General features: G+C 72.9%; 13 protein-coding genes and 1 pseudogene. 9 read left to right on the top strand and 5 right to left on the bottom strand.

Annotated elements, in window-relative coordinates:
- Positions 1 to 2,202 carry a hypothetical protein gene (locus LPC04_RS02310; protein ID WP_275680565.1) on the bottom strand — a complete coding sequence of 734 codons (2,202 nt, stop codon included), beginning with the start codon at positions 2,200 to 2,202 and terminating at the stop codon, positions 1 to 3.
- 138 nt (positions 2,203 to 2,340) lie between these two features.
- On the opposite strand from LPC04_RS02310, the gene LPC04_RS02315 reads away from it, so the two are divergent.
- The 3 genes from LPC04_RS02315 to LPC04_RS02325 are packed head-to-tail and all read left to right on the top strand — an operon-like array spanning position 2,341 to position 3,847.
- The gene (locus tag LPC04_RS02315; protein ID WP_275680566.1) at positions 2,341 to 2,712 is read left to right on the top strand and encodes a hypothetical protein; all 372 of its coding nucleotides are present in this window, start codon (positions 2,341 to 2,343) and stop codon (positions 2,710 to 2,712) included.
- Positions 2,713 to 2,731: 19 nt separating this feature from the next.
- Positions 2,732 to 3,244 (top strand): endonuclease V, encoded by a 513-nt coding sequence (locus LPC04_RS02320; protein WP_275680567.1) that lies wholly within the window; start codon positions 2,732 to 2,734, stop codon positions 3,242 to 3,244.
- 12 nt (positions 3,245 to 3,256) lie between these two features.
- On the top strand, positions 3,257 to 3,847 hold the full coding sequence (locus LPC04_RS02325) for a class I SAM-dependent methyltransferase (protein WP_275680568.1): 591 nt from the start codon (positions 3,257 to 3,259) through the stop codon (positions 3,845 to 3,847).
- 3 nt (positions 3,848 to 3,850) lie between these two features.
- Here the strand turns inward: LPC04_RS02325 and LPC04_RS02330 are convergent, their stop codons facing one another.
- Both LPC04_RS02330 and LPC04_RS02335 read right to left on the bottom strand, forming a co-directional pair.
- Positions 3,851 to 4,783: an alpha/beta hydrolase gene (locus LPC04_RS02330; RefSeq protein WP_275680569.1), complete on the bottom strand. Its 933-nt coding sequence runs from the start codon at positions 4,781 to 4,783 to the stop codon at positions 3,851 to 3,853.
- Positions 4,784 to 4,915: 132 nt separating this feature from the next.
- Positions 4,916 to 7,519 (bottom strand): M1 family metallopeptidase, encoded by a 2,604-nt coding sequence (locus LPC04_RS02335; protein ID WP_275680570.1) that lies wholly within the window; start codon positions 7,517 to 7,519, stop codon positions 4,916 to 4,918.
- Between the two features lie 104 nt (positions 7,520 to 7,623).
- Between LPC04_RS02335 and LPC04_RS02340 the strand changes: the two genes are divergently transcribed.
- The 4 genes and pseudogenes from LPC04_RS02340 (at position 7,624) to LPC04_RS02355 (ending at position 9,382) form a co-directional block, all read left to right on the top strand.
- Entirely contained in the window at positions 7,624 to 8,097 is a 474-nt protein-coding gene (locus tag LPC04_RS02340) for a VOC family protein (RefSeq protein ID WP_275680571.1), read from the top strand.
- Complete coding sequence (locus LPC04_RS02345; RefSeq protein ID WP_275680572.1) at positions 8,094 to 8,477, top strand: metalloregulator ArsR/SmtB family transcription factor; 384 nt, start codon at positions 8,094 to 8,096, stop codon at positions 8,475 to 8,477. The genes LPC04_RS02340 and LPC04_RS02345 overlap by 4 nt, the downstream gene beginning before the upstream one ends.
- Positions 8,474 to 8,845: pseudogene (locus tag LPC04_RS02350) on the top strand (SRPBCC domain-containing protein); the annotation flags it as partial. The gene LPC04_RS02345 and the pseudogene LPC04_RS02350, both read left to right, overlap by 4 nt.
- Positions 8,846 to 8,929: 84 nt before the next feature.
- On the top strand, positions 8,930 to 9,382 hold the full coding sequence (locus tag LPC04_RS02355; protein ID WP_275681908.1) for a TIGR02594 family protein: 453 nt from the start codon (positions 8,930 to 8,932) through the stop codon (positions 9,380 to 9,382).
- 52 nt (positions 9,383 to 9,434) lie between these two features.
- On the opposite strand, the gene LPC04_RS02360 is transcribed toward LPC04_RS02355, so the two are convergent.
- Positions 9,435 to 10,337, bottom strand: a complete 903-nt coding sequence (locus LPC04_RS02360; RefSeq protein ID WP_275680573.1) for a hypothetical protein — start codon at positions 10,335 to 10,337, stop codon at positions 9,435 to 9,437.
- Between the two features lie 110 nt (positions 10,338 to 10,447).
- Entirely contained in the window at positions 10,448 to 11,761 is a 1,314-nt protein-coding gene (locus LPC04_RS02365; RefSeq protein WP_275680574.1) for a S8 family serine peptidase, read from the bottom strand.
- A 62-nt stretch (positions 11,762 to 11,823) separates the two neighbouring features.
- On the opposite strand from LPC04_RS02365, the gene LPC04_RS02370 reads away from it, so the two are divergent.
- Positions 11,824 to 12,327: an RNA polymerase sigma factor gene (locus tag LPC04_RS02370; RefSeq protein WP_275680575.1), complete on the top strand. Its 504-nt coding sequence runs from the start codon at positions 11,824 to 11,826 to the stop codon at positions 12,325 to 12,327.
- Positions 12,324 to 13,121 carry an anti-sigma factor family protein gene (locus tag LPC04_RS02375; RefSeq protein WP_275680576.1) on the top strand — a complete coding sequence of 266 codons (798 nt, stop codon included), beginning with the start codon at positions 12,324 to 12,326 and terminating at the stop codon, positions 13,119 to 13,121. Before LPC04_RS02370 ends, LPC04_RS02375 begins: the two co-directional genes overlap by 4 nt.
- The last annotated feature ends 3 nt before the right edge of the window (positions 13,122 to 13,124 follow it).

Genomic DNA, 13,124 nt, shown 5'->3' on the forward strand with positions numbered 1-13,124 from the left:
TCACTTCAACGACCACGCCTGCAGCGTCGCGTGGTCGGGACAGGTGTTGTCGTCGCACGTCTCGACCAGCAGCAGCCGCGCGTCGGCCAGCACGCGCAGCCAGGTCGCGAGCTGCCCGGAGCCCAGGGCAACCTGGCCGAGCTCGCGCCGGCCGTCGATGTCGAACGCACGCACCGTGCGCTGGTCGACCGCCGCCGCGAGCGGGCCATCGACGCTGGTCAACCGGCGCTGGGGGTCGTCGCCCGCGCCCTCGAGCGGGCGCGGCGCGATGTCCAGGCCGAACCAGGCCGTCGTCACCGTCGCCTCGCCCGGCGCGCAGCGCGTCGCGCGCAGGCTGCCGAGGGCGTCGAAGCGCCAGTCGGTGCCCGTCGTCGCGCCCTGGTCGTCACGGCAGCGAGGCAGCCATTCGGTGGACCACGCCGTTTCGGACTCGTCCTCGATGTCGTAGCCGCCCGCGTCCTGCAGGAATTCGCGCAGCCGCCTGCCCGACGCCGCGTCGTAGAGCACCACCGCCAGGCTTCCCTGCACGCCGTCCTTCGTGCGCACCGGCGTGCCTTCGTTGGCGTGCCAGACGACGCGCACGCTGCGCGCGAGCGGCCGCACTTCGTCGACCGTCCAGCCGGGCCGCACGTCGACCAGGCGCTTGCCTGGAACGGCCTGCCGCGCCAGGTCGAACGGTCGCCAGCTGAGCGTGTCGCCCTGCATGTTGAAGAAGCCGTCGGATGCCGGCACGGGCATGCTGCGGATCTTGTCGCTGCGCGGCGTCGGCAGCGTGCGCACGGTCTTGCCGCTGGACAGGTCGAGCTGCGCGATGGTGCTGCCCTGGTCGAGCCACAGCGTGCCGTCGCGCATCACGAAGGGCGCGCCGGAGCCGTCGATGGGCGTGGCGTGCGTGCGCGCCTGCGGCCAGGCGGGCGCGAGCGCGCGCGTCACGCGCGCGGGCGCACGCGCGCCGGGCGCCTCGTCCTCGATGCGGCAGGGCGTCGCGTCCCAGGCCTGCGCGGTCGTCTTCGGTGTCGACAGCGCCGCCACGTCGACCTCGAACGAGCGCACCTCGTCCGACGCCGACTGCGCGAGGATCGTCGCGCCATCGGGCGTCGCGACCAGGCCGCGAAGCTGCTCGCGCAGCGCCACCGTCGAGACCGTGCGGCGGCTGTCGATGTCCGTCACGACCAGCCGCGCCACGTCGCCGCCCGGCTTCGTGTCGTCGATCGGCCGCAGTTCGGCGACCCAGCGACCCCAGGGATCGACCACGAGCTCGCCGTCCGGCCTGGACGGCAGCGGATAGCGCACGATCGCCGGCGCCCCGCAGCGGCCCGGCCGCTCCTGCACCAGGTCGTAGGGCGGCGGCGGCGACTTCTCGGGATTCCAGGCGCCCGAGTTCAGGACGTCGCGGTAGCGCCGCGTGTCGACCCACGTGAAGACGCCGGTCTGCGGCGAGAAGTCCGAGAACAGCGCGTGCATCGAATCGTTGTCCGCGTCGACGTGGCTCAGCAGGTTGAACAGCGCGTGCGTCGCGACGTCCCACACCGCCAGCCGCAGGTCGCTCGGACTGCCCAGGCCCTCGTCGACCTCGCCGAAGCGGCCGCTCAGCACCAGCAGCTTGGTGTCGCGGTCGGCGAAGCGCAGCTTCAGCACGACGGGGCTGAAGTAGGCGTCGTCGCTGAGCGGCAGCGTCGCGACGCGCTGGTGCGTCTCGGTGTCGATCACCTCGCGACGCGTCGCGAGCAGCCGCCCATTGGCCGACAACGCCACCGCGCGGTGCTGCCACGGCGCGACGCTCGCGCGGCATTCCGTCGGAAGGGCGTCCGTCCATGACGCGGGTGCGCTGCCATCGGGGCCGGGCGGCGGCTGCCAGGTCGTCCGCGTCGACGGCGCGGCGCCCGTGCCGAAGTCGACGAGGCCGACGCAGCCCGTCGTCGTGACGAACCCGACCTTCTGGCCGCTGCGCGACGCCGACAGCAGCCAGACCGGCAACGGCAGCGCCGCGGTGCGATGCTGCGCGGGGTCCGCCAGGTTGACACGATGCAGCACGGACTGCGCATCCACGTGCAGGCGCCACTGGCCATCTGCCGACAACGTCAGCGGCGCCAGCGACGCGTCGAACCGGGTGCGCGCCTCGTCCTGCGCGGTGTTGCCGCCGGCATGGGCGCCCGCGACGAGCAGCATCGACAGCACGGCGGCCAGGGAACGGGGGGTCATGCGGAATCGCGAAGCCGGGTGTCGCGATTCTGGCGCAAGCCACCGTCCGCCAGGGCGCGGGCGCGAGACTTGCCCGGCCGTGGGATTGGACGCGTGCCCCGCGCCGCGCAAGAATGAGGCCGGACTTCTGGAGCAGACATGGATCATCGCGAGTTCGAGGCCGTCGTCGACGAGTTCGGCGCCAGCACGAAGGACCTGGTCGAGCTCGTCGAGCAGGCCCGCTACGAGCAGCCGACCGCGCTCGAGATCTCGCGCCTGCTCGACGCGCGCGAGGACCTGCTGGCGCTCATCGGCAAGCTCCCCGCCCTGCGCGCGGTCGATCCGCCGGTCGACGTCCCCGTCTCGCTCGCCGACCTGCGCGGGCGCATCGCCCACGCGCGCGCCGCGCTGAAGGCCAGTCCCGACTCCAAGGAGATCCTGCAGCTGGTCACCGAGGTCGGCGAGACGTTCGCCGCCACCGTCGCGCCGCTGCAGGCGCAGGGGCGATGGCCGAAGGGACGCTCGCGCTGATCGCGGCGAGAATGCGTCCATGAAACTGGTCATGGACGTCCACATCGAGGCCGACACCGCCCGCGTCGCCGCCGTCGCCTTCGACGACTGGGCCGCGGTCGAAGGCACGAAGAACTACGCGCTGCGCATCGAGCACGTCGAGAAGCCCGCCAAGGGCGAGCTCGACCTGCGCGAGCTGCCCTGGCTGGTGCAACTGCTGGACGCCAATCGCCTGCAGCCCGAGGTCATCGTGTTCGACGGCTTCGTGCACCTCGACGCGCAGGAGACGCCCGGCCTCGGCCTGCGCCTGCACGACACCCTCGGCGGACGCACGGCCGTCATCGGCGTGTCGAAGAGCCTGTTCAAGGGCAGCGAGACACCCGACCAGCTCTGCATCTTCCGCGAGGACGAGACGCCGCCGCTGGTCGTCACCTGCGCCGGCATCGACCTCGGCGCCGCGAAGGCGCGCGTGCGCATGATGCACGGCAGGAAGCGCGTGCCGACGCTGATGAAGCTGGCGGCGCGCATCGCCAAGGGCAGCGTGGACGCCTGATCGCGCCGGGCCATGGACGCCGCCACCCTCGCCGCCTACGACGCCGACGCCGCCGCTTACGCCGCCGACTGGCTGGCGCAGGAGCCGCCCGAGGACATGTACGCGCTGCTGCGCGCGCACTTCGCGCCGGGCCCGACCGCCGACGTCGGCTGCGGCGCGGGGCGCGACACGGCCTGGCTCGCGGCCAACGGATTCGATGCGCGCGGCTTCGACGCGTCGACCGGGCTTCTCGACCAGGCCCGCGCCGCCCATCCGGCGCTGCGCTTCGACCAGGCCGCGCTGCCCGAACTGGCCGGCGTCGCGCGCGGCGCGTTCCGGAACGTGCTGTGCGAGACCGTGGTCATGCATCTCGATCCCGCGCTGGTCGGCGCGTCGGTGCGCAGCCTGCTGTCGCTGTTGCGCCCGGGCGGCACGCTGTACCTCAGCTGGCGCGTGACCGATGGCGAAGGCAAGCGCGACCCCGTGGGCCGTCTCTACGCCGCCTTCGACAAGCGAACCGTGACCGATGAACTCGCGCCCGGCGACACGATCCTGCACGACGAGGATCGCATCAGCGTCTCCTCGGGCAAGCGCGTGCAGCGTCTGGTCGTGCGGCGCGCGTGAGGTTCACGCGAGGACGCGGCGGTCGACCTCGTCGTCGTGGAACAGGTAGGCCGACTCGTGCGAGTCCGGCACCGCGAAGCGGCGCACGAACGCCAGCGCGGTGTCGGCGACCTCGCGCCAGCCGTGGTCGATGGTCAGCGAGTGGCCGCGGTTGGCGATCTCCACGATCTCGGTCAGGCCCGGGTTGGCCTGCTGCTGCCTGAACGACGCGTTGGCGATGGACCAGGGCACCGTGTTGTCCTTCTCGCCGGAGATGATCAGCAGCGGGCCGCGCTCGTGGTTGTCCGTGTCGACCTGCGCCTCCGTCCACGGGTTGACGTTGGCGATGGCCGCCTGGAACAGCGGCGCGCCCGGCGCGGGCACCGCGTAGTTCACGTACAGCTGCTGCGCCTCGTCGTCGCTGACCGCGTTGGCGAACGCGTAGCGGAACTGCTCGAACGTGAGCGGCACCGCGCGGTTGCGGTTGGACGGGTTGCCCAGCACGGGCCACGCCGCGCGCAGCGCCGACAGCGGCAGCGGCAGCACGCCGCGGAACGGCGCCGGGTCGATGGCGACGGTGACGGCCGACCGGCCGCGCCCCGCGATGATCTGCGCCAGCAGGCCGCCGAACGAGTGGCCGATGACGGCCGGCTTGCGTTCGAGCTGCGAGATGACGTGCGAGATGTGGTCGACGACCTGGCCCACCGTCTTGCCCGCCATCACGTCCGGATTCGCGTTGGCCTCGGCCACGCTGGCCGGGTCGTCGGGCCACTCGGGCATCAGCGCGATGTAGCCGGCCTCCTCGAAGGCCTCGGCCCAGCGCTGCCAGCTGCCCGGAAGCAGCCACAGGCCGTGCACGAAGACCACCGGATGCAGGCCGGAGACGTTGGCGCGCTGGATCTGCGCGCGTTCGGAGGCCGAGATCGCCCCGGTCGTTGACGAAGTCGAATCGCTCATACGCCTGCTCCCCAGCGCCGCAAACTGCGCCTCGACATGAGGCGTGTGTCGGCTTCGACTTATCGTATCCAGATGTAGCGGCGCGTCAACGGGCTAGTGTCGCGAACCCCTGTTCCGGGGAGGTCCGTTACATCATTGTGTGGCGATCCAGCGCCCGGCCTGCGGCAGGCGCTCGTCGCGCACGGTCGCGCGATAGCCGATCAGCGCGGCGTTCTTGACGATGCGCCCGCGCGTGGCGGCCGGCACGTGGGCGGCGACGAAGGCGTCCAGCTTGGGCAGCATCGCGCGGTCGGCGCCGGTGTCGAAGAAGCGCGCCGCGATGGTCGCGCCGGCGCCGTCGCCGAACAGCGGCTCGACCGCGGCCCAGTGTGCGCTCACGAAGTCCAGCGTCGCGGCGGGATGCGTGACGCCGATGCTGCGCAGCAGCCGGCCCGCGATGGTCTCCGGCGGTTCGCCCGAGACCGCGAGCGTCAGCGCGCGCTGCGCCAGGTCGGGGTCGTGCGCGTAGCCGAGCAGCTCGTAGTAGCGGGCCTTCTCGAGCTCCGTGGGCGCGGCCTTGGCGAGCGCGTGCAGCGTCTCCCAGGCTCGGGCGTCGGCGCGGATCGCGATGACCTTGAGCACCGCGTCGAGCGCGTCGCCCTGCAGGCTGGCGTGATCGGCCTGGAAGCGCTCGAAACGGCGCTGCGCCTCGGCCACGACGGCGGCGTCGTCGAAGGTGCCGAGCGCCAGGATCAGCTCGACGCGCAGCGTGGCGATGTCGCCGGCCTCGCCCTCCGCGGGCTGCCAGCCGACGCTGGCGAAGATCGGGGCGAGCAGGCCGCGAGCGAAGACGCGGAACGCAGGTCGCGACGGCAGGCCGGCATGCAGGTTGTCGAGGTCGGTCAGCTGGTCGATCAGCATGCGGATCACCAGCGGATCCTGCTGCGCGGGCACCTGGCGCATCAGCCCCAGCCACGCGCCCATCGGCAGCTGGCCCGCGAGCGCGAGCGCCTGCGTGTCGGCGAGCAGGCCCAGGCGGTCGTCGGCCGACAGCTGCGGGAAGCGCTGCGCGAGCGCCGCCAGGCCGGCGTCGGAATAGCGCACGCGCAGGTAGCTCGCCTGCCCCGCGTTGATCACCAGCGGCCCGCAGCCGTCGACGCTCACGCGCTGCGGCGCCGCACCGGCGATCACGGCCCGCGCGCTGCCGCCGCCCAGCACCTGCAGCGCGACCGGCGCATGCCACTGCGCCACGCGCGGCGCGCCGACGCTGAACTGCTGCTGCGACAGCGTCGCCACGGTGCGGCCGTCGACGCAGCGCGCGTCGCGCTCGACGATCAGCGGCACGCCGGGCTGCAGCGTGAGGTCGCGCGCGATCGCGCGCACGGGACGCGCCGCGTGCGCGTCGAGCGAGCGCCACAGGTCGTCGGTGACGGTGTTGCCGTACGCGTGCGCGGCGATGTAGCGGCGCACGCCGTCGCGGAACGCGTCATCGCCCATCGTGGCCTCGAGCGTGCGCACGACCTGCGAGCCCTTCGCGTAGGTGATGGTGTCGAACGCGCCCTCGGTCTGCGTGACGTCGTCGATGCGCATGATCACCGGATGCGTGCCGCGGCGCGCGTCGATGTCCAGCGCCTGCTGCTTGCGCGCGGCCACCTGCGGCCAGCCGGCCCACTCGGGATGCAGTTCCTGCGTGGCCTTGACCTCCATCCAGCTCGCGAAGCCTTCGTTGAGCCACAGGTCGTCCCACCAGGCCATCGTCACCAGGTCGCCGAACCACTGGTGCGCGACCTCGTGCGCGATGGTCTCGAACACGCGGTGCTTGTCCTCCTGGCTCGCGAGCTTGTCGTCGATCAGCAGGTCGCGCTCGAAGTAGAAGATCGCGCCCCAGTTCTCCATCGCGCCGAAGGTGACGCTGCCGCCGGCGCCGGCCACCATGTCCAGCTTGGGCAGCGGATACGGCGTGCCGAACCACGCGTTGTAGTACGGCAGGATGCGCGCGGCCGCGTCGAGCGCGTAGGCCGCCTGCGCGGTGTCGCCGCGCTTGACGATCACGCCGACGTCGACGCCGGCGACCTCGCGATGCACGCGCTCGAAGTCGCCCAGGCCGAAGAACAGCAGGTAGGTCGACATCTTCGGCGTCGTCGCGAAGCGCACGCGCTTCAAGTTGCCGGGCAGCGCCTCGCTCGATGCGATGGGCATGTTGCCGACGGCCATCAGCTCGGCCGGCACCGTCACCGTCAGGTCGAAGGTCGCGCGGCGCGCGGGCTCGTCCCAGCTCGGCACGAAGCGGCGGGCGTCGGAGTCCTCGAACATCGTGTAGAGCGACGTGACCGGGCCCTGCGGCGTCGCGTGCTGCAGCTTGAACAGGCCGGAGGCCTGGTCGTTGATCTTGCCGCTGTAGACGATGCGCAGCGTGTGGCGGCCCAGCGGGATCGCGTGCGCGAACGTGAAGGTCGCGCGCTCGCGTCCGGCGTCGAGCGCGATGGATGGCGCGGCGGTGCCGGCGTCGAGCGTCGCGCCGGCGATGGCCAGGTCGGCGCTGTCCAGCACGATGCGGTCGGTGCGGCGGCGCACCTGGACGTCGATCTCGACCGTGCCGTCGAACGTCGCCTGGTCGGCATGCGGGGTGATCGCGATGCGGTAGGCCTCGGGCAGGACGTCGTCCGGCAGGATCATCCGGTTCGCGGTCGCGGCCATCGCGTGCGCGCCGAAGCAGGCGAGGACGCCGAGGACGAACCGGGGAAGAATCTTTTGCATGGTCTCGGGAAAGGATCGGCGCGTGCGCATTCTAGGGTCTTGCATTTGATTAACGAATCGGTTTACCATCAACGCATCCGTTGATCATCATGCCGAGGTACCCCATGCGCAAACCGCCGCCCTCCGGCTGGCCGCAAGCCAGCTCCAGCCTGTTCTACCGCGAGCCCGCGAAAGCGATCGACTGGCTGTGCGAGGCCTTCGGCTTTGAATGCCGCCTCAAGGTCGAGGGCGAGCCGGGCGAGATCATCCACAGCGAGCTGACCTACGGCGGCGCGCTGGTCTCGGTCAGCGGCGCCGCGAAGCCGGGCGAGGCCTTCGAACTGGGCCGCGAGTTCAAGGCGCGGCACGCGAGCCCGCTGGATGTCGGCGGCCGCGTGACGCAGGCGCTGTGCCTGTTCGTCGACGACGCCGACGCGCACTGCGCGCAGGCGCGCGCGCACGGCGCGACGATCACCTCCGAGCCCGCGACGCACGACTACGGCGACGACTATTGGAGCGACCGCAGCTACGGCGCCACCGACTGCGAGGGCCACGCCTGGTGGTTCATGCACCGGCTGCGCGACCAGCCCGCGACGTGACTCGCCGCGCCGCGCCCGCGCCGGTCGACGACGGCACGCTCGACCGCACGCTGCAGGCCCTGGCCGAGCCGACGCGGCGCGCGGTCGTCGTGCTGCTGCGCGACGGCCCGCAGCGCGCCGGCGAGATCGCCGACGCGCTCGCGATGTCGCGCCAGGCCATGAGCCGCCACCTGCGCGTGCTGCGCCAGGCCGGCGTCATCCACGAGGTCGGCGCCGCCAGTGCCGCCGACGATGCACGCGCCCGCACCTACCAGTTGCAGGCGCAGCCGCTGGCCGACCTGCAGGCCTGGCTCACCGACGTGCAGGCGTTCTGGGGCACGCAGATGCAGGCGTTCCGCAAGCACGCGGAGCGTGTCGCCAAAGAGCGAGGCGCGCGGTGAGCGGCGATCGCGTCAGCGCCAGCGTCTTCGTCGAGGCGCCGCCCGACATCGCGTTCGAGGTCTTCGCCGAGCAGATCGACCGCTGGTGGCGCCACGGCCTGAAGTTCCGCGACGGCGAGCGCGGGTTGAGCGTGCTGCATCTCGAGCCGAAGCTCGGCGGCCGCCTGTTCGAGACGATCGCGGCACCCGATTCGGACGCCACGCACGTCGTGCAGACCGGCACCGTCACCGAATGGAATCCGCCGCACGCGCTGCAGATCGAATGGCGCGGCGGCAACTTCGCGCCGCACGAGAAGACGACGGTGTCGGTGGCCTTCGAGCCGCGCCGCGACGGCACCCAGGTCACGCTGGTGCACGCCGGCTGGGCCTCGCTGCCGCCCGACCACCCGGTGCGCCACGGCCAGCCGGTGCCGCGCTTCATCGCCAGCATGGGGTTGTGGTGGTCGGACCTGATGACCTCGCTGCGCATGATCGTCGACGAGGAGCGCCAGGCGCCCTGGCTGCGCGTCGCCCGCGGCGAGCTCGGCGTGCGCAGCTTCCCGGGCGGCAGCAGCAACCCGCGCGTCACCGGGTACCACGCCGGCACCAACATCGCCGGCTACGACGACAAGGCCAACTGGTGCTCGTCGTTCGTGCAGTGGACGCTCGCGCGGGTCGGCATTGCCGGCACCGGCTCCGCGCTGGCGCGCAGCTGGCTCGCGTGGGGCGTCGCACTGGACGAGCCGAGAGTCGGCTGCATCGCGGTGTTATGGCGCGACGACAAGCACAGCTGGAAGGGCCACGTCGGCTTCTTCCTGCGCTTCGACGGCGAGACAGTGGTGCTGCTCGGCGGCAACCAGCTGGAAGCGGTGCGCGAGCACGGCTATCCGCGCACCCAGGTGCTGGCCTGGCGCTGGCCGGCCTGAACGACGAAGGGCGCGACCCGCGCCGCGCCCTCGTCCCGCCCTGGGCCGTCGCTCAGTTCGCGCCCTGCGCGCCGCCGTTCGCCGAACCGTTGGCGCCGACGCTCACGCCGCCCTGGCGCGAGGCCGAGCCCTGCAGCGCGCCGTTGCCGGAGCCGCCGGCGGCCACCGAGCGGCGCGTCGTGGACGGCGTCGCGGACGTCGGCGAGTTGTTCGTGTGGGGCGTGGTGTCCGGCGCATCGCTGCCGCCGTTTCCATGGCCCGCAACCGTGGCCGGGCGCGCGGGCTGGGTCGAGGCCGGCTTGATGAGCGACCTGGCCGGCGATGCAGCGCTGCGGGTGCCGGTTGTCGCCGGAGCAGCAGCCGCGGGCGCGGTCGGGGTGGACGGCATCGCTGCGGTCGGCGCATTGCGCGAAGCCGAACCGGCCACGTTGCCCGCGCCCGCGAGCGTGCCCTGCGAGCCGCTCAACGCGCCATCGGCGCTGCCCGCGGCCGAGCCGGCCGCGCCGCCCAGCGCGCCGTTGGCCGAGCCCTGGACGTTGCCTGCCGCACCGCCGACGCCCGAACCCGCGCCGCCGGCCGTCGACGCGACGCCGCCGGCCGCGGCCTTGCCGTCCGCCACGCCGCTGGCCGCGGTGGCCTTGGTGGCCGAGGCCACGCCCTTGCCGTTGCTCACCGCGTCGCCGACGGCGGCCTTGCCCGAGCCGACGAGGTTGCCGGCCGCGTCCTTGACGGGCGAGGCGTCCGGCGTCGACACCGTGCCGGTCGCATTGCCCGCGACGTTGCCGACCAGCCCGCCGTGGCCCGCGCCACCCATGCCGCCCAGTCCACCGCCGAGGCCGCCGCCGTGCATGCCGCCGCCCAGCAGGCCGGCATGCGCCGAAGTGGAGATCGCGACGCAGACGGTCGACAGGGCCATCACGGCGATGGTGCGGAATGCGGATTGGTTGCGGATCATGATGTTCACCTTTGCTTGATGTCGATGGGCTCGCGAACGATTTCGTGGCCTGCAAAGGGAGAACGCCGGGCGAGCGCGGTTTCTTCCGGCGCGCTTGAAAAGAGTTGTAACTAGCGCGCGAGCGCGACGGCGTCGAGTGGCGTGCGCAGGCTCTCGGCGACCAGCCCGCGGCCGATGCCGTCGCGCGGTGCCTGCGGCAGGTCGCGCGCGCCGGCCGCGAGGCGCGCGAGCGCCGCGCGCGCGCCCTCGGGCGTCGCCGCCTGATAGCCGGCCGCCAGCAGGCCGGCGACGAAGGGCGCCGCGAACGAGGTGCCTCGCACCGGCGCGAACGCGCGCGTGCCGCTCGCGGCGGCGGCCATGTCCGCGCCCGGCGCGACGAACATCACCTGGGGCCCGCGCGCGCCTTCGGGCAGCAGCCGCAGCTTGCCGTCGACGGCACCCACGCCCACGACGCCGGGCCACGACGCCGGATACAAGGGCGGCGCGGCCGGCCCGTCGTTGCCCACCGCCGCGACGATCAGCATGCCCTGCGCGACCGCGCGCTCGACGATCCGCTGCAATATCTGGTTAGCAGGTCCGACCAGGCTGATGTTGACGACCGCCACCTTCATGCGTGCCAGCCACGCCAGCTCGCGCGCGATCGCCTCCACCGAGCCGCCGGTGGCGGCGTCGCAGTAGGCGTCGCCGGCGTAGAGGACGGCGCGCGGCAGCGCCGAATTGAAGTGGTCGGCCGAGCCCACCATCAGCGACGCCACCGCCGTCCCGTGCGGCGCCGGGTGCGCGCCGTCCTCGCAGCCGTGGCGCCGGATCTCGGCATGGCGCAGGCTCGGGTGCGCCTCGTCGACGCCGCTGTCGATCAGGCCGACCTGCAGCGGACCGGCGCTCGCGCGCGAAGCCGGCTCCGCGATCGATGCCGCCGCGCCCCTCGCGCCCGCGCTGCCGCTGCCCAGGTAGATGTGATGGAAGTCGTAGGCCCCGGCCGGGTCGATCGCCCGCGCCCGCGCGACCGCGTCGGCCAGGTCGAGACCGGAGGGGGCGCTCATGACGACGAACGCGTCGTCGAGACCGTCGAGCGACTCCTCGCGCAGCGGCCGGAAGCCGGCGGCGAGCAGCGCCTCGCGCGCCGCGGGGCTCGACGGCTGCGCCAGCAGCTCGGCGCGCACGATCAGCTCGCCCTTGGGGTCGCGGTCGAGGTCACGGCGATGCGCGCGGGCGAGCTGCGTCGCGGCCGCCAGGCGCGCGGTGGCGAGGTCGACCGGCGCGAGCACGGCGTCGACGGCCGGGTCGAGCCGCTGCAACGCGGGCGTGCGCGTGATCGGCGACAGCGTCGAGCCCAGCGAGGGCAAGCGCAGTTGCGCGTGGGCTGTCGCGACGCACGCCGACGCGGCCGCGAGCGCAAGGAATCGGCAAGTTCGGAAGCTCATGTTGGAGATAACGTCGCAGGGATGGAAGAAAATCCCTTGCCACGCCGTTTTCCCATCATGTCATGAGCCTGTCGCCCCTTGCGTTGCGCGCGGAGATCGCGGCCCTGCTGCCGCGGCTGCGCCGTTTCGCCCGCAGCGTCACCCGGCATCGGGAGGACGCGGACGACCTCGTGCAGATCGCGGTCGAGCGTGCGCTGAAGCACCTCGATCATTGGCAGGATGGAACCCGACTGGACAGCTGGCTGTTTCGAATCATGAAGAACGCGTGGATCGACGAGGTGCGTGCGCGCGGCCGCCGCGACGAGGTGCTGGCGCCCGAGGAGGCCGGCGAGCACGTCGGCTTCTCCGAGACCGGCAGCCGCGACATCCGGCTATCGATCGAGAAGGCGATGGGCCGCCTGCCCGAGGACCAGCGCATGGCCGTGAGCCTGGTGCTGGTCGAGGGCCTGCCGTACAAGGAGGCTGCCGAAGTGCTGGACATCCCGATGGGCACGCTGACCAGCCGCCTCGCGCGCGGCCGCGACGCACTGCAGGCGATGCTGGGCGATGGAGACCTGACGCCATGAGCGACCTGACCGAAGACGACCGCCTCCTCGCGATGGCCTATGTCGACGGCGAACTGCCGACCGGCGAGCACGCCGCATTCGAGCAGCGCCTCGCGCACGAGCCCGCGCTCGCGGGCGCGGTCGGGCGCGAGCGCGCGCTGCGCGCGAGGCTGCAGTCGGCCTACGCGCCCGCGCTCGACGAGCCCGTGCCGGCGGCGCTGCTCGACCTGCTCGCGGTGTCCGAACCCGCGCCCGTGGCGGCCAACGACACCTTGCCCACGGCCATCAACGACGCCCACCGCGCCACCCTGCCGCACGCACGACGCTGGGCCTGGCCGCAGTTCGCCGCGATGGCCGCCTGCCTGGTGCTGGGAGTCCTCTTCGGCACGCGCGTGTTCGCGCCGCATCCCGCGAGTGGCGGCGATCAGCTGGCGCTCAACGTGGCCGCCGACGGCGCGATCACCGCGCAGGGCGCGCTGCGCGACGCGCTGGAGCAGGACGTCGCCGGCACCGTGCTCGACCCGAACGCGAAGGTCGGCGTCGGCCTGACCTTCCGCGACCACGCGAAGGACTATTGCCGCACGTTCACGCTGGACAGCGCGTCGTCGGGCATCGCCTGCAAGCAGCGCGACGGCTGGGTGGTGGCTCACCTCGAGCACGCGACCAACGCGCGCGAGGGCGAGGCCGGCGCCTACCGCACGGCCGCCAGCCCGCTGAGTCCGGCGCTGCTGCAGGCCATCGACGCGATGCGCGACGGCGACACGCTGGACGCGACTGCCGAGGCCGCAGCCAAGGCAAAGGGCTGGAAGCCCTGAGCC

This window comes from Scleromatobacter humisilvae, from assembly GCF_023231945.1.
Taxonomy (GTDB): Bacteria; Pseudomonadota; Gammaproteobacteria; order Burkholderiales; family Burkholderiaceae_C; genus Scleromatobacter; species Scleromatobacter humisilvae.

Bases quoted from the DNA above. Each gene is read 5' to 3' on its own strand.
- LPC04_RS02310 (WP_275680565.1), bottom strand. From the start codon at position 2,202: ATGACCCCCCGTTCCCTGGCCGCCGTGCTGTCGATGCTGCTCGTCGCG.
- LPC04_RS02315 (WP_275680566.1), top strand. From the start codon at position 2,341: ATGGATCATCGCGAGTTCGAGGCCGTCGTCGACGAGTTCGGCGCCAGC.
- LPC04_RS02320 (WP_275680567.1), top strand. From the start codon at position 2,732: ATGAAACTGGTCATGGACGTCCACATCGAGGCCGACACCGCCCGCGTC.
- LPC04_RS02325 (WP_275680568.1), top strand. From the start codon at position 3,257: ATGGACGCCGCCACCCTCGCCGCCTACGACGCCGACGCCGCCGCTTAC.
- LPC04_RS02330 (WP_275680569.1), bottom strand. From the start codon at position 4,783: ATGAGCGATTCGACTTCGTCAACGACCGGGGCGATCTCGGCCTCCGAA.
- LPC04_RS02335 (WP_275680570.1), bottom strand. From the start codon at position 7,519: ATGCAAAAGATTCTTCCCCGGTTCGTCCTCGGCGTCCTCGCCTGCTTC.
- LPC04_RS02340 (WP_275680571.1), top strand. From the start codon at position 7,624: ATGCGCAAACCGCCGCCCTCCGGCTGGCCGCAAGCCAGCTCCAGCCTG.
- LPC04_RS02355 (WP_275681908.1), top strand. From the start codon at position 8,930: ATGACCTCGCTGCGCATGATCGTCGACGAGGAGCGCCAGGCGCCCTGG.
- LPC04_RS02360 (WP_275680573.1), bottom strand. From the start codon at position 10,337: ATGATCCGCAACCAATCCGCATTCCGCACCATCGCCGTGATGGCCCTG.
- LPC04_RS02365 (WP_275680574.1), bottom strand. From the start codon at position 11,761: ATGAGCTTCCGAACTTGCCGATTCCTTGCGCTCGCGGCCGCGTCGGCG.
- LPC04_RS02370 (WP_275680575.1), top strand. From the start codon at position 11,824: ATGAGCCTGTCGCCCCTTGCGTTGCGCGCGGAGATCGCGGCCCTGCTG.
- LPC04_RS02375 (WP_275680576.1), top strand. From the start codon at position 12,324: ATGAGCGACCTGACCGAAGACGACCGCCTCCTCGCGATGGCCTATGTC.